At 67.3% G+C, this 24365-nt stretch carries 20 protein-coding genes; 14 read left to right on the forward strand and 6 right to left on the reverse strand.

What is annotated here, in order from left to right:
• The first annotated feature begins 892 nt into the window (after nt 1-892).
• The 5 genes from repA to M673_RS17055 all read left to right on the forward strand — a co-directional run bounded on the left by repA (nt 893) and on the right by M673_RS17055 (nt 8710).
• Nucleotides 893-2152 (forward strand): plasmid partitioning protein RepA, encoded by a 1260-nt coding sequence (gene repA / locus M673_RS17035; RefSeq protein WP_148640190.1) that lies wholly within the window; start codon nt 893-895, stop codon nt 2150-2152.
• A 58-nt stretch (nt 2153-2210) separates the two neighbouring features.
• Nucleotides 2211-3245 carry a plasmid partitioning protein RepB gene (gene repB / locus M673_RS17040; RefSeq protein WP_061977917.1) on the forward strand — a complete coding sequence of 345 codons (1035 nt, stop codon included), beginning with the start codon at nt 2211-2213 and terminating at the stop codon, nt 3243-3245.
• Nucleotides 3246-3458: 213 nt separating this feature from the next.
• Nucleotides 3459-4739: a plasmid replication protein RepC gene (gene repC / locus M673_RS17045; protein ID WP_061977918.1), complete on the forward strand. Its 1281-nt coding sequence runs from the start codon at nt 3459-3461 to the stop codon at nt 4737-4739.
• A gap of 430 nt (nt 4740-5169) precedes the next feature.
• On the forward strand, nt 5170-6669 hold the full coding sequence (locus M673_RS17050; protein ID WP_061977919.1) for an ATPase domain-containing protein: 1500 nt from the start codon (nt 5170-5172) through the stop codon (nt 6667-6669).
• A gap of 10 nt (nt 6670-6679) precedes the next feature.
• The gene (locus tag M673_RS17055) at nt 6680-8710 is read left to right on the forward strand and encodes a hybrid sensor histidine kinase/response regulator (protein ID WP_061977920.1); all 2031 of its coding nucleotides are present in this window, start codon (nt 6680-6682) and stop codon (nt 8708-8710) included.
• 63 nt (nt 8711-8773) lie between these two features.
• Here M673_RS17055 and M673_RS24695 read toward each other — a convergent pair whose 3' ends face one another.
• The gene (locus tag M673_RS24695; RefSeq protein WP_187301343.1) at nt 8774-8944 is read right to left on the reverse strand and encodes a hypothetical protein; all 171 of its coding nucleotides are present in this window, start codon (nt 8942-8944) and stop codon (nt 8774-8776) included.
• 256 nt (nt 8945-9200) lie between these two features.
• Between M673_RS24695 and M673_RS17060 the strand changes: the two genes are divergently transcribed.
• Nucleotides 9201-9941 carry a GntR family transcriptional regulator gene (locus M673_RS17060; RefSeq protein WP_202814313.1) on the forward strand — a complete coding sequence of 247 codons (741 nt, stop codon included), beginning with the start codon at nt 9201-9203 and terminating at the stop codon, nt 9939-9941.
• 30 nt (nt 9942-9971) lie between these two features.
• On the opposite strand, the gene pdxR is transcribed toward M673_RS17060, so the two are convergent.
• Nucleotides 9972-11381: a MocR-like pyridoxine biosynthesis transcription factor PdxR gene (gene pdxR, locus M673_RS17065; RefSeq protein ID WP_061978274.1), complete on the reverse strand. Its 1410-nt coding sequence runs from the start codon at nt 11379-11381 to the stop codon at nt 9972-9974.
• A gap of 97 nt (nt 11382-11478) precedes the next feature.
• Between pdxR and M673_RS17070 the strand changes: the two genes are divergently transcribed.
• Complete coding sequence (locus tag M673_RS17070; RefSeq protein WP_061977922.1) at nt 11479-12165, forward strand: pyridoxamine 5'-phosphate oxidase family protein; 687 nt, start codon at nt 11479-11481, stop codon at nt 12163-12165.
• Between the two features lie 47 nt (nt 12166-12212).
• On the opposite strand, the gene M673_RS17075 is transcribed toward M673_RS17070, so the two are convergent.
• Nucleotides 12213-12653 (reverse strand): hypothetical protein, encoded by a 441-nt coding sequence (locus tag M673_RS17075; protein ID WP_061977923.1) that lies wholly within the window; start codon nt 12651-12653, stop codon nt 12213-12215.
• A 204-nt stretch (nt 12654-12857) separates the two neighbouring features.
• The gene (locus M673_RS17080; RefSeq protein WP_082639784.1) at nt 12858-14078 is read right to left on the reverse strand and encodes an aminotransferase-like domain-containing protein; all 1221 of its coding nucleotides are present in this window, start codon (nt 14076-14078) and stop codon (nt 12858-12860) included.
• Nucleotides 14079-14337: 259 nt separating this feature from the next.
• Between M673_RS17080 and M673_RS17085 the strand changes: the two genes are divergently transcribed.
• Nucleotides 14338-14796 carry an RrF2 family transcriptional regulator gene (locus M673_RS17085; protein WP_061977924.1) on the forward strand — a complete coding sequence of 153 codons (459 nt, stop codon included), beginning with the start codon at nt 14338-14340 and terminating at the stop codon, nt 14794-14796.
• 293 nt (nt 14797-15089) lie between these two features.
• Here the strand turns inward: M673_RS17085 and uxuA are convergent, their stop codons facing one another.
• Nucleotides 15090-16310, reverse strand: coding sequence for a mannonate dehydratase (gene uxuA, locus M673_RS17090; RefSeq protein WP_061977925.1), 1221 nt, complete (start codon nt 16308-16310; stop codon nt 15090-15092).
• A 39-nt stretch (nt 16311-16349) separates the two neighbouring features.
• Nucleotides 16350-17066, reverse strand: a complete 717-nt coding sequence (locus M673_RS17095) for a GntR family transcriptional regulator (RefSeq protein ID WP_061977926.1) — start codon at nt 17064-17066, stop codon at nt 16350-16352.
• 108 nt (nt 17067-17174) lie between these two features.
• Between M673_RS17095 and uxaC the strand changes: the two genes are divergently transcribed.
• The 6 genes from uxaC (at nt 17175) to M673_RS17125 (ending at nt 24354) form a co-directional block, all read left to right on the forward strand.
• Entirely contained in the window at nt 17175-18575 is a 1401-nt protein-coding gene (gene uxaC / locus M673_RS17100) for a glucuronate isomerase (RefSeq protein WP_061977927.1), read from the forward strand.
• A gap of 53 nt (nt 18576-18628) precedes the next feature.
• Complete coding sequence (locus M673_RS17105) at nt 18629-19804, forward strand: ABC transporter substrate-binding protein (RefSeq protein ID WP_061977928.1); 1176 nt, start codon at nt 18629-18631, stop codon at nt 19802-19804.
• 101 nt (nt 19805-19905) lie between these two features.
• Nucleotides 19906-21009, forward strand: a complete 1104-nt coding sequence (locus M673_RS17110) for an ABC transporter ATP-binding protein (protein ID WP_061977929.1) — start codon at nt 19906-19908, stop codon at nt 21007-21009.
• The gene (locus M673_RS17115) at nt 21006-21920 is read left to right on the forward strand and encodes an ABC transporter permease (protein ID WP_061977930.1); all 915 of its coding nucleotides are present in this window, start codon (nt 21006-21008) and stop codon (nt 21918-21920) included. The genes M673_RS17110 and M673_RS17115 overlap by 4 nt, the downstream gene beginning before the upstream one ends.
• A 6-nt stretch (nt 21921-21926) precedes the next feature.
• Nucleotides 21927-22772 carry an ABC transporter permease gene (locus M673_RS17120; protein ID WP_061977931.1) on the forward strand — a complete coding sequence of 282 codons (846 nt, stop codon included), beginning with the start codon at nt 21927-21929 and terminating at the stop codon, nt 22770-22772.
• A 106-nt stretch (nt 22773-22878) separates the two neighbouring features.
• The gene (locus M673_RS17125) at nt 22879-24354 is read left to right on the forward strand and encodes a mannitol dehydrogenase family protein (protein ID WP_061977932.1); all 1476 of its coding nucleotides are present in this window, start codon (nt 22879-22881) and stop codon (nt 24352-24354) included.
• Nucleotides 24355-24365 lie beyond the last annotated feature (11 nt).

The following is a 24365-nucleotide window of genomic DNA, read 5'->3' on the forward strand; positions in this document are numbered from 1 at the left end:
CCGGGGGCGGGGCGTCTTCGCCCCCTGCCCGCTCCTCACCGCCGAACGATTTTATGGCCGGCGCCTCTCACCGGGCGCCGGCCTTTTTTTATTGGCCGATGCCCCCTCGCATCCAAGTCGGGCCGAACAGACGACGCACCATCGGGGCCGGCCCCGCAGATCGATGTGTCGCCCTTCGCGTTACAGCAGGATTCTCGCTTGGGCGGTCGCATCGACACAGCGACCTCGTAACGGAACAATTCCGGATTTCGCTGGATATAAGGCAACGTCCGCTGCTCGTTTACGAACTGTATCGAAACGCGGCATCCAAACAAACCGATGCCCGAAGCCTCACCTCTCCCCGTTGCCTTGATCCGCCATCGCTGAATGAAGCTGTTCTTGTTTCAGGTTATGGGCTTCGGCGAGACTGGGAAGTCTCTGTATAAGGCCCGAGAACGCGGCCTCGCGGGAGCAGACCGGAGAATCGCATCTTGCTTGAGAATCAAAGTCTGTGAGATCGTTGTTTCGAGCCGGACGTCCCTGGTCGATGAGCGTTGAGAGCGATTGACAGATGTCAACGCGGCTTGGAAACCGAGAAACCATATTAAGACAATGCGTTGCGCGGCATCAGGGGTGTGGCAAGCTCACGGCCCGTCGGCAACACCCCCTTCATCTCTTACCAAAATATGAACCCCGTTTGACTCTCGGGTCCACTGGCCGCATCCTCGTTAACGGTTTGGGCCGTTACATGAGCAGAGTGCCGTTACTGATGGATAGGAGCGCAAGCCTCGGGATTGACCCGGATGCTTATGAACGGGCGGAGCCGGATGCTCAATCCGGTCGCCGGTCCGGCCGTGCCGCGTCGCGGAACGGAGATGATCAGCCGCACCCTGCCCGCTCGCGGGCCGCGCGGATTCCAAAACGAGGCCAAGCGGTGTCCAAGCCGAAATCCAGATCACTTGAGTTCAAGCCTGCCGACGAGCAGATTGCCGCCGACGCGCGCCTCCTGTCCAGCCAACTCCAGGCGATGCGCCAGCGGCTATTCCCGCCGACTTCGTCGAAGACGCTGCGCCCCTTCACCTCTGGCGAAGCGGCGCGACTGATCGGGGTATCGGACAGCTACCTCAGGCAATTGTCGATCTCGGGCGAAGGGCCGCAGCCCGAAGTCGGCCCCTCCGGCCGCCGCTCCTATACGCTCGGCGACATCAACGCCCTGCGCCGGCATCTGGCCTCGCAGCACGAGGCCGGCTCGCCCAAGGCGCGGCAGTATTTGAAATGGCGCCGACCCGAAAGCGACGAGCATCTGCAGATCATCGCCGTCACCAACTTCAAGGGCGGCTCGGGCAAGACCACGACCTCGGCGCATCTTGCGCAGTATCTCGCTCTCCAGGGCTACCGGACGCTGGCGGTCGATCTCGATCCGCAGGCATCCTTTTCCGCGCTCCTGGGCTACCAGCCCGAGCTCGACCTTACCGGCAACGACACGCTCTACGGCGCGATCCGCTACGACGAGGAGCGCGTCTCGCTGGAGAGCATCATCCGGCCGACCTATTTCGACGGGCTCGATCTCGTGCCCGGCAATCTCGAACTGCAGGAGTTCGAGCACGCGACGCCTCGGCAGCTGGCGGAGGCGCAGCGCGAGGGCCGCGCCGGAGAGCGCCTGTTCTTCGCCCGCGTGCAGGACGCTCTGCGCGAGGTTGAATCCAAATACGACATCGTCGTCATCGACTGCCCGCCCCAACTTGGCTTCCTGACCCTGGGTGCGCTTTGCGCAGCGACCTCGGTCCTTGTGACCGTGCATCCCCAGATGCTCGACGTCGCTTCGATGAGCCAGTTCCTGTTCATGACCTCGGACCTGCTTCAGGTCGTGCGAGAGGCCGGCGGCAATCTGAACTTCGACTTCTTGCGCTATCTCGTGACGCGCTATGAGCCGCATGACGGGCCACAGGCGCAGATCGCGGGCTTCCTGCGCGCGCAGTTCGGCAGCCGCGTCCTTACCAACCCCATGCTGAAGTCCACGGCGCTGAGCGACGCAGGCCTCACCAAGCAGACGCTCTACGAGGTGGCACGGGAGAATTTCTCCCGTTCGACCTACGACCGCGCGATGGAGTCGTTGACTGCTGTCAACAGCGAGGTCGAGGCGCTGATCCTGGAAAGCTGGGGGCGGGTGTGATGACGGGCGATTTCCCTCTCGTTCCGGGCATCGTGGATAGTCTTTTCGGAGGCGCGGCATGAGCCGGCGTCGCGACGAGTTGAAGGCGTTGCTCGGTGGCGCGCCGCCGGCGGAGGCGGAGACGCCCGCCGAGGCGGAAGCCGCCTCCGCCGCTCGGCCTCGCGCCCATGCGAGTTCCGGCGCGGTGAAGGCCATGGGCCTGGCGCTCGGAAACCTGCGCGCCGAGGCCGAGGACGCGAGAGCCCTGCGCGAACAAGTGGCTCGCGGTGAGCGCGTCGTGGAGATCGACCCGAACCGGATCGAGCCGGCTTTCGTAGCCGATCGCCTGTCGCAGCCCGATCGCTCCGACGAGGCCTTTGACGCGCTTTGTCGCTCGATCGAGGAAGGCGGACAGGAGGTGCCCGTGCTCCTGCGCCCGCATCCGGACGCGGAGCGGTCGCAGGCGGGCTGGTATCAGACTGCCTACGGCCATCGCCGCGTCGCCGCCGCGCGGGCTCTCGGCATCAAAGTGCGCGCCGTGGTGCGCCCGCTCAGCGATGTCGAGCTGGTGGTGGCGCAGGGCAAGGAAAACTCCGAGCGGCGTGATCTTTCCTTCATCGAGCGCGCGCTGTTTGCCGAGGCGCTCCTGCAACGCGGGTTCGAGCGGGCAACCGTCCAGTCCGCTCTGTCGCTTCACAAGGCGGAAATGACGCGGCTGCTCCAGGTGGCGGAGGCGGTGCCAGATGCGATCGCGCGGGCCATCGGCCCGGCGCCGCGCGCGGGCCGCACGCGCTGGATGCTCCTGGCCGAACAGCTGAGAACGGCCGGTGCACGCGATAAGGCCGAGCGCGAAATCGCGACGGAGCGGTTCGCCAAGGCGACGAGTGATGAGCGCTTCGTTCTTATGCTGGAGCGCCTGACCCGCCGCGCCAAGACGGTCAGCCGAACGGCCGAGGCGCTATCTGAGCCGAGCGGACGCGTCGTGGCGTCTTTTAAGCCAGACGGCAAGCGGTCCGTCATCGAGTTCAAGGGCGAGGGGGCCTTCGCCGCCTTCGTCGCTTCCGAAATTCCCGCGCTCTACGCCGCCTTCAAGGCGCGAGAGGGCGAGGACTGATCGGCGGGACCAACCGCCGGCGAGACAGACGACGCGCAACGAAACCAGGAAAGGACAGAGATCGAGGCGATCAAAAAAAGGCCCCCGAAACGTGATGCTCCGGAAGCCCTTTCAAGATGTAGCAATCTGAAAGAATCATGTCCGGCATGCTCTGTCAAGAGTCGGTCGCGTTCCGGCAACGCCTCTGCTTTGCCTCGAGCCTGAAGCAGAGCCATGTTCGAGATCCAATGGAACTCCCCTTTCGGGGCGCGGCCGATATCGGCTGCCCTGATTCGGCGGGAGGATGGCGTGCGCCGTGCGCAAGCGCGTCTGCGCGCCGAGAAACCGGATGCTGACGAGGACGCGGGCGCCGATGGCCCCGACAAGTGGGTGCTGCTGCGGGCGCTGACAGAGGCGCGTGCGCATTTCCGCTTGTCCGATCGCACTCTGTCCGTCTTGGAAGCGCTCTTGTCCTGCCATGGGCAAAAGCGCATCGATCCTTCGCGCCCGCAGATCGTCTTTCCTTCGAACCGCGAATTGTCGCTGCGCACGCGCGGCATGGCCGACGCGACTCTGCGCCGTCATCTCGCCAGCCTGATCGAGACTGGCCTGCTTCTGAGGCGGGACAGTCCCAACGGCAAGCGCTACCGTCGGCGCGACCTCGAAGAGGGGGACGAGGCGTTCGGGTTCGATCTGTCGCCGTTTGCCCTCTGCGCGACCGAGATCTTCGCACGGGCCGAGGAGGCACGCGCAGAAGCGCGTAAGCTGCGTCGTCTGCGGACCGAGATCGCCATCTGCCGACGAGACATCCGAAAGATCCTGGATGCTGCGTTGATCGAGGAGCGCGCGGGCAATTGGGGCGCGTTGGAGCAGGCTTGGCAAGAGCTTTCCCGGCCGCTGTCGCGGAGTGCCACCGCCAGTGAACTCGAACAGATGTCCGCGCATGCTATCGAACTTCGCGCTAAGAGCGAAACTCTTTATCTTTCAGTGCTTTCTGAACAAGAAATGAGCGGCAATGACGCGCACGGCGAGCGCCACTATCAAGATTCAAATGCAGACTCTCATACTGAAATAGCCCAGGAAGAAAAGAACGAAGAAAAATCCGAGGTCGAGCAACCGATGCGTCACGATGCAGACGCTGCACCAGTGGGGCAGGGGGGCGAGGCGTTGCGCCGGTTGGCGGAGCGAGAGGCGCCTGATGTCGGAACCGTTATGACGATCTGCCCGACATTGGCGGACTACAGCCGCACGCCCATCCGCTCCCGCCGCGACTTCGAGGTGACGGCCGACCTCGTTCGCGGCTTCCTCGGCATTTCGTCGGACGCCTACCGCGCGGCGCAGGCGGCGATGGGGCCCTATGAGGCCGCCATCACCATCGCGGCGCTTCTGGAGCGCGCCGATCGTGTACGCTCGCCCGGCGGCTATCTGCGCGCGTTGACGGCCAAGGCCGGCACCAAGCGGTTCCGCGTCGGCCCGATGCTGGAGGCATTGCGCAACCAGTCTCTGCGGTCGTGACGGGGTATCGAGGGGATGTCGGATCGGGTTGGGGGAGAGCGGTGGACGATCATTGCCGCCGACACGTCTCGATCCAGGACGGGGCAGGGGCTTTATGGCTCGTGTCGCGCGAGGGGACGGGGAATGCGGCGATGCCGTGGAAGGGCGATGCAACTCGAAGAACGCGACGGGATGGAAGGTTTCCTCACCTCGTTAGCCAGGCGGCGTCTTGCCGCCGTTGGCCGCAGCTTGCCGACGCGATTGCATTTGCCTCCCAGGACCGGAGGCTTTACGCAAAGGGAATGGGCGCAGGGAATCTTCCCGGACTTGTCGAACGGACTGCGCACCCGGGAATGGTCTTGCGCATGCATGCTCCTTCATCGCTCCCCTGTCAGGCTTCAAAGCCTTCGCGACCCCTTCAAGCCGTCGCTCGGCCGGATCGGACGCTCCCATGAGCGCTGAGGACAAGCAGGTCATGGCGCGAACCGGCGTTCCCGGCCTCGACGACATCCTCTCCGGCGGCCTGTCCAAAGGGCACGTCTTCCTGCTGGAAGGCAGTCCCGGCACGGGCAAGACGACGATCGCGCTCCGCTTTCTCCTGGCGGGCGGCGAAGACGGGGACAAGGGCCTCTACATCACGCTGTCGGAGACCGAGCGGGAACTGCGCGAGAGCGCGGCTTCGCATGGCTGGACGATCGGTGAGAGCGTCGAGGTCTTCGAACTCGTGCCGCCCGAAGTCGCGCTGGATTCCGATCGCGAGCAGAGCCTGCTTTATTCGTCCGACCTGGAACTGGGAGAGGCGACGCGCACGATCTTCGAGGCCTTCGAGCGCGTGCGGCCCGCCCGCGTCGTGCTGGACAGCCTGTCCGAGATCCGGCTGCTCGCGCAAAGCTCGCTGCGCTACCGCCGGCAGATCCTGTCGCTGAAACATTATTTCGCACAGCAGGGCGCCACCGTGCTGCTGCTGGACGATCTCACGTCCGAGTCCATGGACAAGACCGTCCACAGCGTCGCACATGGCGTCATCAAGCTGGAGGAACTGGCTCCGGCCTATGGCGCCGAGCGGCGCCGGCTGCGCGTCATGAAATATCGCGGCCGCGCTTTTCGCGGCGGTTATCACGACTTCACGATCCGCAATGGCGGCGTGTCGGTCTTTCCACGTCTCGTCGCGGCCGAGCACCGCACGGGCTTTACCCGCACGCGCATGACGAGCGATATCGCCGAGCTCGATGCGCTGCTGGGCGGCGGCATCGAACAAGGGTCGAGCACGCTTATTCTGGGCCCCGCCGGAACCGGAAAGAGCACCTTCACCTTCCAGTTCATCTCGGCCGCGATTGCGCGGGGCGAGAAAGCGGCCATGTTCATCTTCGACGAAGAACTGGGTCTTCTGTTCGACCGCACGAAAGCTATGGGCTTCGATTTCCAGGCCATGCAGAAGGAGGGGCTTCTCCACATCGAGCAGGTGGACGCGGCGGAGCTTTCGCCTGGCGAGTTCGCCCATCGCGTGCGCCAGCGCGTCGACGAAGGCGGTATGAAGACCGTTCTCATCGACAGCCTCAACGGCTATCAGGCTTCGATGCCGGAGGAGAATGCCCTCGTCCTGCACATTCACGAGCTTCTGCAATATCTCAATCGGCGGGGTGCGACGACCTTCCTGACCGTCGCCCAGCACGGGTTGGTCGGCGACATGAAGGCGCCGGTGGACATCACTTATCTCGCCGACACGGTGATCCTGCTGCGCTATTTCGAGGCACTGGGCACCGTTCGCCGGGCCGTTTCCGTCATCAAGAAGCGCGCCGGCTTCCACGAGGACACGATCCGAGAATACCGGATCGCCGAGAACGGGCTGACGCTGGGCCAGCCAATCAGGGGGTTCCAGGGCGTGCTGCGCGGCGTTCCCACGCTGATCGAGCAGGCAAACGCCGGCGTGGCCAACACGACCACCGACTGAGAAGCCTGACGTGCGCGAAACGAATGTCCTGGTCCTGGCGCCGCGCGGGCGCGACGCAGAAGTGGCGGCAGCTCTCCTGTCGGAATGCGGACTCGCGCCGCTGGTCTGCCCGGATTTCGAAACGCTGACTCGGCGGATCGACGATGACGCCTGTTTTGCGGTCGTGACGGAAGAAGCTTTGCGCCTGTCCGATCTCAGCGACTTGACCGAGCGGTTGAGCGCCCAGGCCCCCTGGTCGGACTTTCAGTTCATCGTGCTGACCCAGCGAGGCGGCGGGCCGGAGCGCAACCCCGCTGCCGCGCGATTGTCCGAACGTCTAAGAAACGTATCCTTCCTCGAGCGACCGTTCCATCCGACCTCCTTCGTCAGCCTCGCCACGACGGCCGCGCGCGGGCGCCATCGCCAGTTCGAGGCACGGGCGCGCATGGAGGAGCTGCACGAGGGCGAGGAGCGTCTGCGGACCGCGCTCCTGGCGGGCCATCTCGGCTCCTGGGAGCTCGACCTTTCGACTTGGACCCTGGTGGCCACGAGCACCTGCAAGGCCATTTTTGGATATGGCCTGGAGGAAGCCTTCTGTTATGACGACCTCCTCCGCAGCGTCCACCCCGGCGACCGCGAGCGGATGCAGGCGGCGGTAGAGCGCAGCGTCTCCGGGGGCGAGGATTACGCGATCGAATACCGCGTCCTGTGGCGCAACGGTTCGGTGCACTGGACCGCGATCAACGGTCGCCTGGTGCGGGACCGAAGCGGGCGGAAGATCCGGCTTGTCGGCGTTTCCGCCGACATCACCGCCCGCAAGGAGGCTGAAGCCGATCTGCAGCGCCTGAACGAAACGTTGGAAGCCCGCGTCGCGGAGCGCACGGCCGAGCTCGAGGCCGCGCACCGGATCGTGATGGCCGAGGTGGAGCAGCGCGAGCGCACCGAAACGCTTCTGCGCCAGTCGCAAAAGATGGAGGCGATCGGCCAGCTGACGGGCGGCGTCGCGCACGACTTCAACAACCTGTTGATGGCGGTGCTCGGCAATCTCGATCTCTTGCGCAAGCACATTCCCGACGACCCGCGCACGGCTCGCCTGATCGACGGCGCCTTGAAAGGCGCGCAACGCGGCGCGGCGCTGACCCAGCGTCTTCTCGCCTTCGCGCGCCGCCAGGATCTCGTGGTGGAAGCGCGCGACCTTGCCGATCTCGTGCGGGGCATGACGGATCTTCTTGAGCGCTCGCTCGGCGGCAATATCGAGCTGACGCTGGAACTCGACGACGCGCCGTCCACCGCGCTGGTCGATGCCAACCAGCTGGAACTCGCCATTCTCAATCTGGCCGTCAACGCGCGCGACGCCATGCCCAACGGCGGCGAATTGCGCATCCGCATCGATCGCGGCCAGGGCGAGGGCGAACTCAGTGCCGGCGACTATGTGCGCCTGTCGGTCAGCGACACCGGGCAGGGCATGAGCGCCGAAACGCTGAAGAAGGCGACGGAGCCGTTCTTCTCGACCAAGGGCGTGGGCAAGGGCACGGGCCTCGGCCTGTCGATGATTCACGGCCTCGCGGTTCAGCTGAACGGCGCCCTGCGGCTGACCAGCCATCCGGGGGAGGGAACGCGGGCCGAGCTTTGGCTGCCTGCGGCCGATGCCCTGCCTGCGGTCCGAGCCGAAGCACCGAGGGTCGAACCGAAAGCGGAGCGCGCGCCGGTGCGAGCCCGCATCTTGGCGGTAGACGACGATCCGCTGATCGCCATGAGCACGACCGACATGCTGGAAGATCTCGGGCATGAGGTGGTCGAGGCCCAGTCCGGAGCGCAGGCGCTACAGCTTCTGGGCCAGGGGTCCCCCTTCGATCTGATGATCACCGACTTTTCCATGCCGCGCATGAACGGGGCGGAACTCGCCGAAGCCGCTCTGGCGCTACGCCCAGGTCTGCCGATCCTTCTCGCGACGGGCTATGCCGAGCTGCCCGCCGGCGAGCGGCTCGGGCTGCCCCGCCTCGGCAAGCCCTATAGCCAGTCGCAGCTTGCCGACGAAATTCAAAAGCTTCTGGCGCGCTGACCCGCTGGTCGCTTCAAGGTATAACGCGACCCTGCAGCGAAGCGGCGAGGCGTGCCTGGCCGCTCAGCCGGCCCCGCCATCCGCGTCGCCGGTCTCCTTCTCGTCCGGCAGGCTGCCGGCGCCGGGCGTCGCATCGGGATTGGTGAGTTCTGGCTTGGCGTGAGGACCGGCGGACGGCGTCTTCTCCTTGGGCTCCTGCTCGTCGCGCGGCGGGGTGGACGGATGATCTGACATGGGTTCGCTTCCCTCGTGCGAAAGGCACGGATCTTCAACGATCCCGGCGCCCATCCGATCCGAGCGCGCCGTTCGTGGCTCGACTGCCGGGCCACGCCCTTCCCGTCGGAAGCAACACGAGCCTCGTCTTCACCTCCTTGCCTGTTGGCGGGCGGCGCGGAGGCGTGATAGCGAAGCGAGGGCTCGTTCGGGCCGGAACGGGCGGACCCGAAGACCGGCGGCCTCGCCGCGACCAAGAGGCGGAACCTTGCCGAGCGTGCCCCCATCTCCCAAGCCGAACGACGCCCCGCGCGGGGCAGGGCGCGTGGTGCGAAACACCCTGGCCAGCCAGATCACGGCCGAGATCCGCGCTCTGATCCTCGACGGCGCCTTTCCTGCCGGAAGCCAGCTCAACGAGTTCGCGCTTGCCACGCAGTTCGACGTCAGTCGGGGCCCGGTTCGCGAGGCGTTCCAGCGCCTGATTCAGGAAGGGCTGCTGCGCTCCGAGCCCCATCGCGGCGTCTTCGTGCCCGATCTCGGCACGAGCGACATCGTAGACATCTACTTCACCCGCAAGTCGCTGGAGATCGCCGCGATCCGCCGCGTCATGGCCGGGCCCGAGCGCCGTCGGCTATCGCAAGAGCTTCAGGGCCTGACCGACGAGATGGCCGAACGGCTGGCCAAGGGCGAGTGGCGCGAGATCGCCGATCTCGACCTGCACTATCACCTACGGATCGTGGAAGAGGCGCGCAGCGAGCGCCTGTCGCGCAGCTACCGCACGCTCCAGGCCGAAACGCGGCTTTGCCTGCGCATCATGATGGCGGGCTACCGGCAGAACCGGGCCTTGATCGAGGAGCACGAACGGCTCGCGGCTTTCATCGGACAAGGCAACCCGCGCGACGTGGAGGAGGAGATGGATACGCATTTCGGCGATCCCGTGCGCATTCTCGCCCGCGCAAAGGCGGCCTTGCGCGATCATCCGATCGGGGTCCCTGCTCCAGCGGGCGGCGCCGACTGAACGCTTGGCAACGGGCGCGCTCCCTGCCTCCTATGGGCGGAGGAGATGCTCCAAGGCTTTTCCGAGCGCTGCGATCCGCTCCGGCGTCGCGCCGCCGATACCGAACAGCAGGCCGGGGCGCGGCTCGTTCCTGTAGAAGGGCGAAAGCGCCATGGCGCCGATCTTCGCCGCGTGAAGCGCGCGCGCCACTTGCCCGTCGTCGGCATCGCGGTTCTTGAACCAGGCGGCGAGTTGAAGGCCGCCGTCCCCTGACCCAGGTTCGAGGACGCCATCCCCGCTTGCCAGCACCGCCGCGCGCGTCGCCCCCATGCGCTCGCGATAAACGGTCTGCATCCTTCGGATATGGGCGCGAAGGTGCCCCTCGTTCAGAAAGTCCGCGAGCGCCGCCTGAACATGGATCGGCACAGAGCTTCCCTCCCGGCGCAGAACCGCGCGCGCCTGCGATAGAAGCGAAGGGGGCAGAACCGCATAGGCAACGCGCAGGCCCGGCGCGAGCACCTTGGAAAAGGTGCCGACATAGACCACGCAGCCGGCGCGATCGAGCCCCTGCAGAGCCGCGAGCGGCCGCGAGGCGTAGTGAAACTCGCTGTCGTAATCGTCCTCGATGACAACAGCGCGGTTGGCCCGCGCAAAGTCCAGAAGCTCCAGGCGGCGGGAGAGGCTCATGGCCACCCCGGTCGGATACTGATGCGATGGCGTGACGTAGATCAGGCTCGGCGGCGGCCCTTCGCCGCGCGTGATCGCGATCCCTTCCGCGTCGCAGGGCACGGACACGAGACGGGCGCCCGCCGCCAGGAAAATGTCACGGGCGATGACATAGCCCGGCTCCTCCAGCCAGACGGGGCGCTGGCCGCGAACCCCCGCGATATCAGCCACCATCGCCAGAATCGAGGCGGCCGACGGCATGACGATCACCTGTTCGGGATCGGCCAGAACGGCGCGGGCGCGAACGACATGCGCGGCGATGGCCTGGCGCAGTTCCGGCAGGCCGGCTTCCTCGCCATAGCCGAGATCGTGAAGGCGCAGATGGCGCGCCCGCGCCGCCAGACATCGCGCCCAAAGCGCGGCGGGGAAACTGTCGAGATCCGGGAGACCGGGGCGGAAGGGAAGGAAGCGCTCCGGCTCGGGCGCAGCCCTCGGCAAGGGCTCGATCGGCCGGGCTCTAGCGCCCTGCGGCGGAGTGGCGAGGCGGGCGACCCGCATTGCCGCCCCTTGGGCGCCTTCGATGAAGCCTTCGGCGCGCAGCCGCTCGAAACCGCCGACCACGGTGGACCGCGCGATCCCGAGCGAAAGCGCGAGCGCGCGGGAGGAGGGCAGGCGCTCGCCCGCCTTCAGCCGCCCGTCCAGGATCTGCTCCCGGATCCCGGCCTGAATCTGCGTTTCGAGATTGCCGGCGGCGCGGTCGAGGAGGAGCCATGCGTCGGGGAGGGGAAGCGTCATGCGAGGGAGTGAACTGGACTGGCCGATTTTGCGCAAGTGGATGGTTTCGCCCATCCTGTTTTGCGGAACACTAGGCTTTCTTAGCGAGGAAACGCCTATGTCCCGCCCAAGCCCGACCCCGGAAAACCTCACCTATCTCGTGACCGAGCGCAGCCGGGTGCGCCGGCTGCACAAGCGCGCGAGCCATGAGGCGGCGGCTGTTCACGCCGTCTTGGACGCCGCGCCCTTGTGCCATGTCGGCTACGTCATCGACGGGCAGCCCTATGTGACGCCGACGATCCACTGGCGGGAGGGCGAACGTGTCTATTGGCATGGCTCAGCCGCCAGCCGCTTTCTTCGAAAGGTCGAGGGCGCGCGCGTCTGCCTGACGGTGAGCCTGATGGATGGCTACGTGCTGGCACGCTCGGCCTTCAACCATTCCGTCAACTATCGCTCGGCCATGGTGTTCGGCACGGCAAGGATCGTGGAAGAGCCCGACGCCATCGCCGGGGCGCTGCGCCGCTTCACCGACGGGCTCTTTCCAGGCCGCTGGGACACGCTCCGGCCCATGACGGCGCCCGAACTCAAGGGCACCAGCGTCCTTTATCTCGACATCGAGGAGGCCAGCGCCAAAACCCGCGCGGCGCCTCCGGGCGACGACGACGAGGCGGACTATCCCGTTTGGGCCGGCGTCCTGCCGATGGAAACGCGCCTGGGGATGCCGCAACCCGCGCCGGACCTAACCCAAGGCATCGCCCTGCCGGCGGGCTTGGCGGATTTGGTTTCTTCGGGCCGGCTGCGCTGAGCGTCGATCCGGACAAGGGCGATCGCCTTCGCCGCATCGCCCGTGTCCTAGTCCCGATAAGGCCCCTCGAAGAGGTCGCCGATCGCCTTGCTCGCCATCCATCGATAGCGGCGTCGGCGGCGATGCTCGGGGCGGTCGTGGTTGAGATGGCAGCGCTGGCAAAGGGCCGCGAGATTGCTGGAGGCGTTGTTGGCGGTGTCGTGGTCGAGATGGGCGCAGGCCAGCCAGACGCGGGTCCAGGTCAGCGACAACTCCGGGGGAAGCTCGGCCGGGGCGGGCCGCGTTCCGCGCAAGGGGCGGCCTCTTCCGTCCCGCCAAAGCGCCTCGCTCTCGTCCCACCAAGTGCCGTCGATGCCGACGCAGACCAGCGCCCCATGTGGGCGGCGGCAATGATCGCACCGGCCCTTGGCGCGCCGGAAGCGGACGGAGCGTGAGAGTTCCCGCCAATCGATGGGATAGAAGCCGCGCATGTCGCGCCGGATCGGCATGGTGGGTCTTGTGTCCTCGCAGCAGGTCGCCAGGGCGGATCGGATCGCTCAGCGGGACTCGATCCAACCCTCCTTGTCAAGCAGGGACGCCGGCTTCCGTCTATCCCCGACGCGGAATGCCTGCGATTCTTTCGGCTATCCCTCTGACAGACAAGCGATTCGCCGGGTTGCCAGCGGTCAACCCAGCGAATCACCCGAATCAGCTTAAGCCGCGATCGCGCGTCGGATGAGGTCGGCAAGGCGGGGAATGCCCTCAGTCACCGCGCGCTCATCCGCCAGCGTGAAGGAAAGGCGCAGCGTGTTCGCCCCGCTGCCGTCGGCATGGAAGGCATTGCCCGGCACGAAGGCGACCCGCGCCTCCGCGACGGAGCGAGCCAGCAGCGCCACGGCATCGACGGATTCGGGCAGCGTCATCCAGACGAACATGCCGCCCTCGGGGCGGGACCAGGAGACGCCCTCCGGCATATGCCGCTCCAGCGCGGCGAGCAGTGCGTCGCGCCGGGCGCTGTAAGCCTCGCGCGTGCGCTCGATCTGTTGGGCGTAACACCGCTCCGCGACGTGATGCACCACCATCTGGTTGATCGAGGGCGAGTGGAGGTCGGCGGCCTGCTTGGTCAGCACCAGCTTCTCGATCAGGCGGCGCGGCGCGACGATCCAGCCCATGCGAAGCCCCGGCGCCAGGATCTTCGAGAAGGAGCCGCAATAGACCGTGCGGCCCGCGTCCACCCCGCCCGAGCGCAGCGCGTCCAGCGCCGCGATGGGGGGCACCGGCTCGCCGCTGTAGCGAAGCGCGGCATAGGCGGCGTCCTCGATCACGGCGATGCCAAGCTCTTCGGCCAGATCCAGCACCGCCTCGCGCTGGGCGAGCGTCAGCGTCTCGCCGCTCGGATTGGCGAAATCGGGCACGAGATAGGCGAACTTCGCCGCGCCCCCGGCTTTCGCCGCCGCCTCTCGATAGGCGTCCGGCGTCATGTTGCCGCCGGCGGGCGAAAGCCGGTCGTAGCGCGGCTCGTAGGCACTGAAGGCCTGCAAGGCGCCGAGATAGGTCGGCCAGGTGACGAGCGCCGTGTCGCCCGGGGAGAGGAACAGCTTGCCGAGATAGTCCAGCCCCTGCTGCGAGCCGGACGTGATGAAGACGTTGCCCTCGTCGCAGGGAATGCCGATCCGCCCCATCTCGCCGGCAATCCAGCGGCGCAGCGGCAGATAGCCCTCGCTCACCTGATATTGTAGCGCCGCGTTGGCACTGGAGCCACCGAGGATCTCGGCATAGGCGGTGCGGAACGCTTCGTGCGGAAACAGCGCGGGGTCGGGAATGCCGCCGGCGAAGGAGATGATGTCGGGCTGGTCCAGGAGCTTCAGAAGCTCGCGGATCTCGGACGCCTTCATGCGTCCCGCGCGCGTGGCGAAAAGGTCGGTCATGTCCATGATGGTCCTCCTGGCTTGCCGGCGCGCTTCGTTCTGCAATCGGGGCGCGCATCTTGCGAGCGTGGGGCCTGTTAAAGCGCTCTTCCCCCAATTATGTCAACAATGCTGACCTACTTTCTCCAAGGCTCGGCTGCAAACCCTCGCCGCCCAGGCGAATGACAGCTGCCGACACGTCACAAAACGCTAGTGCGCGCGGGGCGCAGGCCCTATGTCCCGAAAGGCGACTTCGCTTCGGCGACTGGGATCGGGATGGCGCGACATGCTGACGGCGAAAGGCAAATACGGGTTGAAGGCCATGCTCCATCTGGCCGATGCCGAGCCGGACATGCTGGTCCTGTCCGAGGAGATCGCCAGCCAGAACACCATCTCGAAGAAGTTTCTCGACACGATTCTAGGCGAATTGCGCAACGCTGGGTTCATCTACGCCAAGAAGGGGCGGCGCGGCGGCTATGCGCTGGCCCGCCCGGCCGAGGAGATCGCCGTCGGCCATGTGCTGCGCGTGCTCGACGGCCCGCTGGCACCCATCGCCTGCGCCAGCCGCACGGCCTATCGCCGCTGCACGGACTGCTCGGATGTGGAGCGGTGCCGGGTGCGCCTCGTCATGCTGGAAGTGCGCAACGCCATCGCCACCGTGCTGGACAACAAGTCGTTGAGAGAACTCCAGGGCATGCGCGCGCTCCTAGAGATCGACCCCGTGCATTGGGCCGCCGCCGTCTGAGGCAGCGGGCCAATCGTTTGGCGTTTCCGGCATGAGGCGCGGCGCGCCTAGTCCCGCCGCGCCTTATCGCTGCCGGGCAGTTCGCGGTCGAGCCCAGCGCGAGGCCGACCAGAGTGGGGAGACCCAGGCGAAAGGCGATCTGCGAGGCGTCCATGCTCTCCTCCCTTGAGAGAAGTCAGAGCGCCGGTCGAGGCCGAGCGAGAGGAGGCGCGGCGGCCTCGAGATTTCGTGAGCGTCCGAGCGCGGCAGAGGCTTCCCCCTCCGCCGCGCCCGTCGCCTTGGCCGACCGCGCCTCAGACAGGCAGGGCGGCCTCGCGCGCGGCCGGTGCCTCCGGCGGGTGGCCGAGCGCGTGGAGAATGCCCCGAAGCTCGGCGAGGCCCCGCATGCGTCCGATCGCGGGATAGCCGGGCGTCACCGCCTTGTGGAGATCGTCCAGCATCCGGTGGCCGTGGTCGGAGCGGAAGACGATGGTGCCGTCGCCCGTGCGTTTGCCGTCCTCGGCCACCAGTTCGCGCAGCACGGCGACCATGTCCGTGTCCCCGTCGAGATGGGCCGATTCGTGGAAGCTCCGCGGCTCCGCCTCGCGGCGCGTGTTGCGTAAGTGCGCGAAATGGATGCGCGAGGCGAAGCGGCGGGCGATGGCCGGCAGGTCGTTGTCGGCGCGAACGCCGAGACTCCCCGTGCAGAAGCACATGCCGTTGGCCGGCGAGGGCACGGCGTCGAAGATCGCGGCATAGTCGTCCTCAGTGGACGCGATGCGCGGCAGGCCGAAGAGCGGGCGCGGGGGATCGTCCGGGTGCAGCGTCAGCTTCACGCCGACGCTCTCGGCGGCGGGCGTCACGGCCTCGAGAAATTCGACGAGGTGCCGGCGCAAGCGCGCCGCGTCGATGTCGCGATACTCCTGAAGCTTCTCGCGAAAGCCGGGAATCGTCATCGGCTCTGTGGTGGAGCCGGGCAGGGCGCTGGTGATGTTGCGGATGAGATCGGCCTTGGTGGCCTCGTTCATGGCGGCGAAGGCGCTTTTGGCGCGGGCCTGCTCGGCGGGCGTGTAGTCGCGCTCGGCGCCCGGCCGCTCCAGGATGAAGAGCTCGAACGCGGCGAACGTGTCGAAGTCGAAGCGCATGGCGGTGGCGCCGGTGTCGGTCACGAAGTCCAGCTCCGTGCGGCACCAGTCCACCACCGGCATGAAATTGTAGCAGACCACCGGAATGCCGGCGCGGCCGACCGCCTCCAGGCTGGCGATCCACGCCTCGATCTCTTCTTTTGCCGCCCCGCCCCGGCGCTTCACCGCGTCGGGAATCGGGATGCTCTCCACCACGCTCCAGCGCAGCGGCACGCGGCCGGGCGGTGTCGTCTCGATCAGGTCGCGCCGCGCTTCCACGGCCCCGCTCGTCCACGCCGCGCCGATCGGCTCCTCGTGCAGCGACGAGACGATGTCGCTCGCGCCGACATGGCGCACCTCGTCCAGCGTCACCGGGGCCTTCGGGCCGAACCATCTCCAGCCTTGCCGCATTCTGTCGTCTCCTCCCGCCCTGGCCGTCCGCCCGGGCTCCTAAATGAAATAGTCGGGGTAGCGCCCCTTGAGCGCGGCCACGTCCGGCAGCACGGCGCCGAGATGGTGTTCCATCGCCGCCTTGGCGCCCTCCACGTCGCGGGCCAGGAGGTGAGCGCGGATTTCCTCGTGCTCGGCGATCACCTGTTCCATGCGCCCCAGCACGGGCAGGGTGAGACGGCGGGCCCGGTCGATCTGAATCTTGACCTGCGTCAGCAGCGTCCAGATGCCGACATGGCCGGACAGTTCGGCGATCGCGGCATGAAACCCTTCGTCCGCCTCGTGAAAGGCGTCGGTGTCGCCAGCATGGGCGGCGCCCTTCTGGCGCCGGATCGCGAGATCAACGGCGCCGAGAGTGTCGGGCGTCGCCGCCCGCGCGGCGTGCTCCACCGTGATCCCCTCCAGCGCCTTGCGGATCAGCACCGCCTCGGGAATGGCGCCGACAGGCACGCGCGAAACGAAGGTGCCGGACTGGGGAAAGATGTCGACCAGACCGATCTCGGACAGGCGGATCAGCGCCTCGCGCACCGGCGTTCGGCTGACGCCGAAGCGCTCGATCAGCATCCGGTCCTGCAAGGGCGCGCCCGGCGGCAGGCGCGAGGCGACGATCTCGGCCCGCAGCGCTTCGAAGATCTGCGTGGCCGAGGTCACGCGCCGCGCCGGCGCGCTTCGGCGGGCGGGCGGCGAGGGCGCTTCGATCGGACTCTGGTCGGACATGACGGGCTCAAGCGCTCGGGCGAATTGACATTCTAGTATACTAGTTGCTAAGAACTGCCAAGGCCGATGGGAGCCCGCACGAAGGCGGGGCGGCTGGAGGGAGAAACGATGGCGCTCAATCCAGATAGGCTCCTGCCCGTCGAGGCATCCCTGCGCCCCATCGCGCGCCGGCTCTTCGCGGAGGTCGAGACGCTGCCGATCGTCTCCCCGCACGGGCACACCGAGCCGTCCTGGTATGCCGAGAACCCTCGCTTTCCCGATCCGGCCGCGCTCTTCGTGGTGCCCGACCATTACATCTTCCGCATGCTCTATTCGCAGGGCGTGCCGTTGGAGGCGCTCGGCGTGCCCCGCGCCGATGGCGGCCCGGTGGAGCGGGACGGGCGGCACATCTGGCGCCTCTTCGCCCAGCATTATCGCCTGTTTCGCGGCACCCCTTCGCGCCTCTGGTTCGAGCATTCGCTTCAGACCGTGTTCGGCATCGAGGAGCGCCTGTCGCCGCAAAGCGCCGATCGCATCTACGACGACATCGCCGCCGCGCTGGAGACGGACGCGCTACGCCCCCGCGCGCTCTACGACCGCTTCAACATCGAGGCTATCGCCACCACGGATTCGGCGCTGGACGATCTCGCCCATCACGACGCGGTGCGCGCCTCCGGTTGGCACGGCCGCATCCTGCCGACCTACCGGCCCGACGCAGTGGTGGACCCGGACCGGCCGGGCTTTGCCGAGGCGCTCCGCCGCTTCCTGGCGCTCGCCGGAGAGGCCGAGACCTGGAGCGGCTATCTCGACGCGCATCGCACGCGCCGCGCCTATTTCAAGGCGCGCGGGGCGACCGCGACCGATCACGGCCATCCGTCCGCCCGCACGGCCGATCTGGCCCCGGCCGAATGCGAGCTGCTCTTTTCCAAGGTCCTGGCGGGCAGCGGGAGCGCGGCCGAGAACGAGCTGTTCCGCGCCCAGATGCTGACGGAGATGGCGCGCATGAGCCTGGAGGATGGGCTGGTCATGCAGATCCATGCCGGCTCCTCGCGCAACCACAACCAGGCCCTGTTCGAGCGCTTCGGCTTCGACAAGGGCGCCGACATTCCCCAGCGGACCGACTATGTCGGGGCCCTGCGCCCGATGCTGAACGTGGTCGGCAACGAGCCGGGGCTGACCATCATTCTCTTCACGCTGGACGAGACGGTCTATGCCCGCGAACTCGCCCCGCTCGCCGGCCATTATCCCGCGCTGCGCCTCGGCCCGCCCTGGTGGTTCTTCGACAGCCCGGACGGGATGATGCGGTTCCGCGAGGCCGTGACCGAGACCGCCGGCTTCTACAACACGGTCGGCTTCAACGACGACACGCGCGCCTTCCTCTCCATTCCCGCCCGGCACGACGTCGCGCGCCGGGTGGACTGTGCCTTCCTCGCCAAGCTGGTGGGCGAGGGGCGGCTGGACGAGGACGAGGCGCGCGAGGTCGCCGTGGACCTGACATATCGCCTGGTCAAGGACGCCTATCGCATCTGAGGACTGCCCCGCCGGATGGGAGCCGGCGGGTTTCAAATTGGGAGGATCGACCGATGCACATCACCCGCAGACGCTTCATGGGAACCACGGCCGCCATGGCCGGCGCGACGCTCTTCGGCGGCCGCGCCTTCGCGGCGCTCAAAGCCCCGTCAAGCCCCGTCACCATCACGGTGGCCGACGTCGCCGGCAATCTGGCGCTGACGCAGGCGGCCATGGAGCGCTACACCGCCGCGCGGCCGGAATGGGCGAGCCGCATCGCCTTCACCAAGGCGCCGGCCCCCGAGCTTCCCGCCAAGCTGAAGGCGCAGCAGGCGGCGGGCCGGGTGGACATCGACCTCGTGCTCACCGGCACGGACGCGCTCGCCGCCGGCCTCGACCAGGGCATCTGGACCGACCTTTCGCCCTACAAGGCCGACCTGCCTCCTCTCGAAACCATCTACATTCCGCAGGCCTTCAAGATGCAGGCCATGGCGAAGGACCACGGCGTCGTCGTGTCCTACTATCCGTCCGGCCCCCTGATCGAATACATGCCGGACCGCGTCGCGACGCCGCCCAAGACCGCGGAAGAGCTGCTGGCCTGGACCAAGGCCAACAAGAACAAGTTCATCTACGCCCGCCCGTCCAATTCCGGCCCGGGCCGCACCTTCCTGATGGGCCTGCCCTATCTTCTGAAGGATTCCGATCCGCGCGATCCCGAAAAGGGCTGGGACAAGACCTGGGCCTTCTTGGAAGAGCTCGGCCAGAACATCGAATACTATGCCTCCGGGACGACGCAGACCATGCGCGAGCTGGGCGAGGGCACGCGCGACATCGTCGTCACCACGACGGGCTGGGACATCAACCCCCGCGTTCTCGGCACCGTCCCGGCCGAGGCCGAGGTCGGCACGCTGGCCGGTTTCCATTGGGTGACGGACGCCCATTACATGGTCGTGCCGAAGGGCGTGTCGGAGGAGAAGCTCGCCGTTCTCCTCGATCTCATGAACTTCATGCTGACGCCGGAAAGCCAGGCCTATGCCTACGACCAGGGCTATTTCTACCCCGGCCCGGCGGTGAAGGACGTGCCGCTTTCCATGGCGCCGCAGGAAAGCCAGGACGCGATCAAGGAATTCGGCCGCCCGCAATATGACGAGTGGATCGCCGGCAATCCGCTGGAAACCCCGCTCGACGCCGACAAGCTGGTCGTCGCCTTCCGCATCTGGGACGAGCGGATCGGCGCCAAGAAGAGCTGAGCGATTTGTCTCGCAGGGCGGCCGGGACCTCCGGCCGCCGCCTCGCGCTCACGGGTTCCCCCGGCGCCCACTTCCCTTCGGTTTCAGGAGGCCTTCTCGCGATGAACGCCCATCCCACGCATCTCAAGGTCGCCGGTCGCGCGGCGGACGCTGCCTCCGGCGGGGGGCGGCTCGAACTCCTGAACCTCCAGCGCGCCTTCGGCTCCTACCACGCGCTGGCCGGCATCGATCTTACCGTGGAGCGGGGTGAGTTCATCGCGTTGCTCGGGCCGTCGGGCTGCGGCAAGTCCACGGCGCTGAACTGCATCGCCGGCCTTCTGCCGCTAACGGGCGGGGAGATCCGCCTCGACGGGCGGCCGATCCACGAGCTGGAGCCGGAAAAGCGCGGCTTCGGCATGGTGTTCCAGAGCTACGCGCTCTTCCCGCACATGACCATCCGCAAGAATGTCGGCTTCGGCCTCGCTATGCAGGGCGTGCCCAAGGCCGAGGCCGAGCGGCGCATCGACGACGCGCTCGATCTCGTGCGCCTGCGCAGCCAGGGCGACAAGCTGCCCGGCCAGCTGTCGGGCGGCCAGCAGCAGCGCGTCGCCATCGCCCGCGCCATCGTCATCCGCCCGCCCATCGTTCTCATGGACGAGCCGCTCTCCAATCTCGACGCCAAGCTGCGCCTGGAAATGCGCGCCGAGATCCGCGCCATCCACGAGGCGATCGGCTCCACCACGATCTATGTCACGCACGACCAGGACGAGGCGCTGTCGCTGGCCGACCGCATCGTCGTCATGTCCGGCGGACTGATCCGGCAGGTCGGAACACCCGAAGACCTCTACGAGCGTCCGAACCATGTCGAGGTCGCCGACTTCATGGGCTATCGCACCCGCGTCTCGGGCCGCGTCGTCGACGGCAGCGGAACGGTGGAACTCGCCAAGGCGCGCATCGCCCTTCCGGCTGCGGCGAAGTTTGGCTCGGGAACCGCCGTCACCGTCTCGACCCGGCCGGAAGATTTGCTGGCCACGCGCGGCGGCGAGGGCCTGCCCGCCACGGTGCGCGCGATCGAATATCGCGGCCGCGCCTGGTTCGGCTCGGCGGCGCTGGCCGATGGCACGATCGCCTATTTCCGCGCCGACGGGGCCTTGTCCTCCGGCGAGAGCGTGACGCTGCGCTTCGACCCGGCCCGCACGCTGGTCTTCGAGGGGGAGGGGGCATGAGCGACGCGGCCTTCTCCACCCCGGCCCGGACCTTCGCGCGCCCATCGCTCAAGACGCGGCTCGCCGCCAAGGGCTTCGACGGCACGACGCTTCTCGTCCTGCCCGGCCTCGTCGCCGTGTTGGCGCTCTTCATCTACCCCTTTCTCTATGGCGTCGTGGATTCGCTGACGCCGGAGACAGGCGCCTGGTACGAGAACTATCGCCGCTTCTTCTCCGACCCGTTCCTTTACAACACGATCGCCGCGACGCTCTGGCTCGCCCTGCCGGTGACGATCCTGAACCTCGCGCTCGCCGTGCCCATCGCCTTTCGCGTGCGCCTCATGCGCCGGCAGAAGCTGCTCACCACGCTGCTCGTCCTGCCGATCACGCTCGGCACGGTGCTGGTGGCCGAAGGGCTCCTGAACTTTCTCGGCCCCCAAGGCTGGTTCAACCGGACGCTGGTGACGATCGGCCTTCTGGAAGCGCCGCTGCGCCTCACCAATAATTACTGGGGCGTCTTCGCCTCGCTGCTCATCACCGGCTTTCCTTTCGCCTTCCTGCTGACGCTCTCCTACGTCTCAGGGATAGACCCAGCGATCGAACAGGCGGCCGCGACGCTCGGCGCCAATGCGCGGCGGCGCTTCACCCGGGTCTTCCTGCCGCTTCTCGTGCCGGGGCTCGCCGTCACCTTTTGTCTGGCCTTCGTGCAGGCCTTCGCGGTCTTCCCTTCGGCGGTGCTGCTCGGCGCCCCGGCGGGGCCGACGCGAGTCATCTCGATCGCGGCCTATTCCGCGGCCTTCGAGGAATACAATCACTCGCTGGGTTCGGCGATCGCCATCATCATGGGGCTGGTGCAGCTTGCCGTGGTGCTGGCCGTGCTCGGGCTTCGCGGTCTCTTCTATCGCGGCCCGGCCGGCGGAACGAAAGGCTGACACCAGATGATCCGCGATCGTGGCATCGGCTCGAAACTCTGGCGCACGGCCGTCTGGGCCGTCGCCATTCTCTTCGTGCTCAATCTCCTCGGCGTCATCGCGACCGTGGTGATGAACTCGCTGGCGACGCGCTGGCTCGGCACCTGGCTGCCGGTCGACTTCACCACGCGCTGGTACTTCTCGGCTTGGCGCGAATTTCAGCTGACCGAGGTGCTGCTCGTCACCTTTCAGGTCGTGTTCGTCGTCACGCTCCTGTCGGGCCTGATCGGCATCACCACGGCCTATGCGCTGGCGCGGCGCGAGTTCGCGGGCAAGCGCTTCGCCATCCTCGTCTTTCTCCTGCCGCTTCTAGTGCCGCCGCTGACCTACGGCATTCCGCTCGCCACGCTGCTGTATCAGGTCGGGCTGGGCGGTTCCTTCTGGGGCGTCGTCATCATCAATCTCGTGCCCTCCATCCCCTTCGTGGTGCTGGTCATGATCCCCTTCATCGAGCAGATCGACCCGCGCGTGGAGGCCGCCGCCCGCGTCTTCGGGGCGGGCACGGGCAGCCTGTTCCTGCGCATTCTCCTCCCGCTGCTTCTGCCCGGCATGCTGGCGGCGCTCCTGCTCGTTCTCGTGCGCACCATCGCCATGTTCGAGTTGACCTTCCTAGTCGCCGGGCCGACCAGCCAGACGCTCGTGGTCTCGCTTTATTATGCCGTCTTCGCCTCGGGCGTCCGCGCTTCGCAGTCGATAGACGCCATGGCTGTGGTCTACATGGTGACGACCCTGTTCTGGCTCGTCCTGGCGCTGCGCTTCGTCAATCCGACGCAGATCGTCGCCCGCGCCAAGCAGTCCCAAGCCGCGCATTAGAAACGGTTCGAAGGAACTTTTGAAATCATCGCCGGCTAGGCTGGCCCCGGAGGTCGGAACTCTCGTTCCGGCTCCCCATCATCCCAAGACCTGCAGGGGAACCCGCATGAACCGCCTGTCCGAGACGACGCTTTCGACCTTGCCGGCCAGCGTCCGCAAGCCCTCCTACGAACGGTCCAAGGCGCGCGTCGGCATCGTCCATCTCGGCCTCGGCGCGTTTCACCGCGCGCATCAGGCGGTGATGACGGAACGCGTGCTGGCGGGCGGCGATCTCGCCTGGGGCATTGCCGGCGTGTCGCTGCGCAGCCCCGAGACGCGCGACGCCCTGGCGCCGCAGGACGGGCTCTACACCGTCGCCGTGCGCGGCGCGGAGGAGGACCGGTTCGAAATCGTCGGCGCGATCCTGCAGAGCCTCGTCGCGCCGGAGGACCCGGAAGCCGTCCTGGCGCTGATGGCGGCGCCCGATACGCGCATCGTCTCGCTCACCGTCACCGAGAAGGGCTATTGCCACAAGCCGGCAACGGGCGAACTCGACGAGGCCCATGCCGGCATCGTCCACGATCTGGCCGAACCCGCGCGCCCGCAGACGGCGATCGGCTTCCTGGTCGAGGCACTGGACCGGCGCCGCCGCGTGGGCCTTGCGCCCTTCACCGTGCTCTCCTGCGACAATCTCCCGTCCAACGGCCGCACCGTCGCCAAGGTCGTGCAGCGCTTCGCCGCCTTGCGCGATCCCGAGCTCGGCGCCTTCGTCACCGATAAGGTCGCCTTTCCCTCCACCATGGTGGACCGCATCGTTCCGGCGACGACGGATGCCGACCGCGCGCTGGTGGCCGAGGCGCTGGGCGTCGAGGACGCCTGGCCGGTCATGGCCGAGCCCTTCTCGCAATGGGTGGTGGAGGATCGCTTTCCCGCCGGGCGTCCGGCCTGGGAGCGGGCGGGCGCGACCTTCGTGGGCGATGTCGAGCCGTTCGAGCTGATGAAGCTGCGCCTTCTCAACGGCTCGCATTCGACGCTCGCCTATCTCGGCTATCTCGCCGGGCACGAGACGGTGGCCGACGCCATGGCCGCGCCCGGCTTTGCCGAGCTTCTGGAAGCCATGATGCGCGAGGAAATTACGCCGACCCTGCCGACCCTGCCGGGCTTCGATCTCGCCGGCTACCGCGCCGCGCTGATCCACCGGTTCCAGAATCCGGCCTTGCGCCATCGCACTTGGCAGATCGCGATGGACGGCTCGCAGAAGCTGCCGCAGCGCCTTCTCGGCACGATCCGCGACCGGCTGCGTGCCGGCCAGAGTTTCGACCGGCTGGCGCTCGGTGTCGCCGCCTGGATGATCTACGCCACCGGCCATGGCGAGCACGGCCACGCGATCGACGTGCGCGATCCCTTGGCCCAGCGCTTTGCGGCGGCAACGGCCGACAAGCGCACGGCGGAAGCCCTGGTGGAGGCCTATTTCGGCTTCCCCGAAGTGTTCGGCGCCGATCTCACGCACGAGCCCCGCTTCCGCGAGGCGGTGACGCGCGCGCTGGCGGGTCTTTTGTCGATCGGCGCGGCCCACACGGTCTTCGAAGTCGGCGGACACTGAGGAGCCGGAGC

The organism is Aureimonas sp. AU20 (assembly GCF_001442755.1).
GTDB lineage: Bacteria > Pseudomonadota > Alphaproteobacteria > Rhizobiales > Rhizobiaceae > Aureimonas.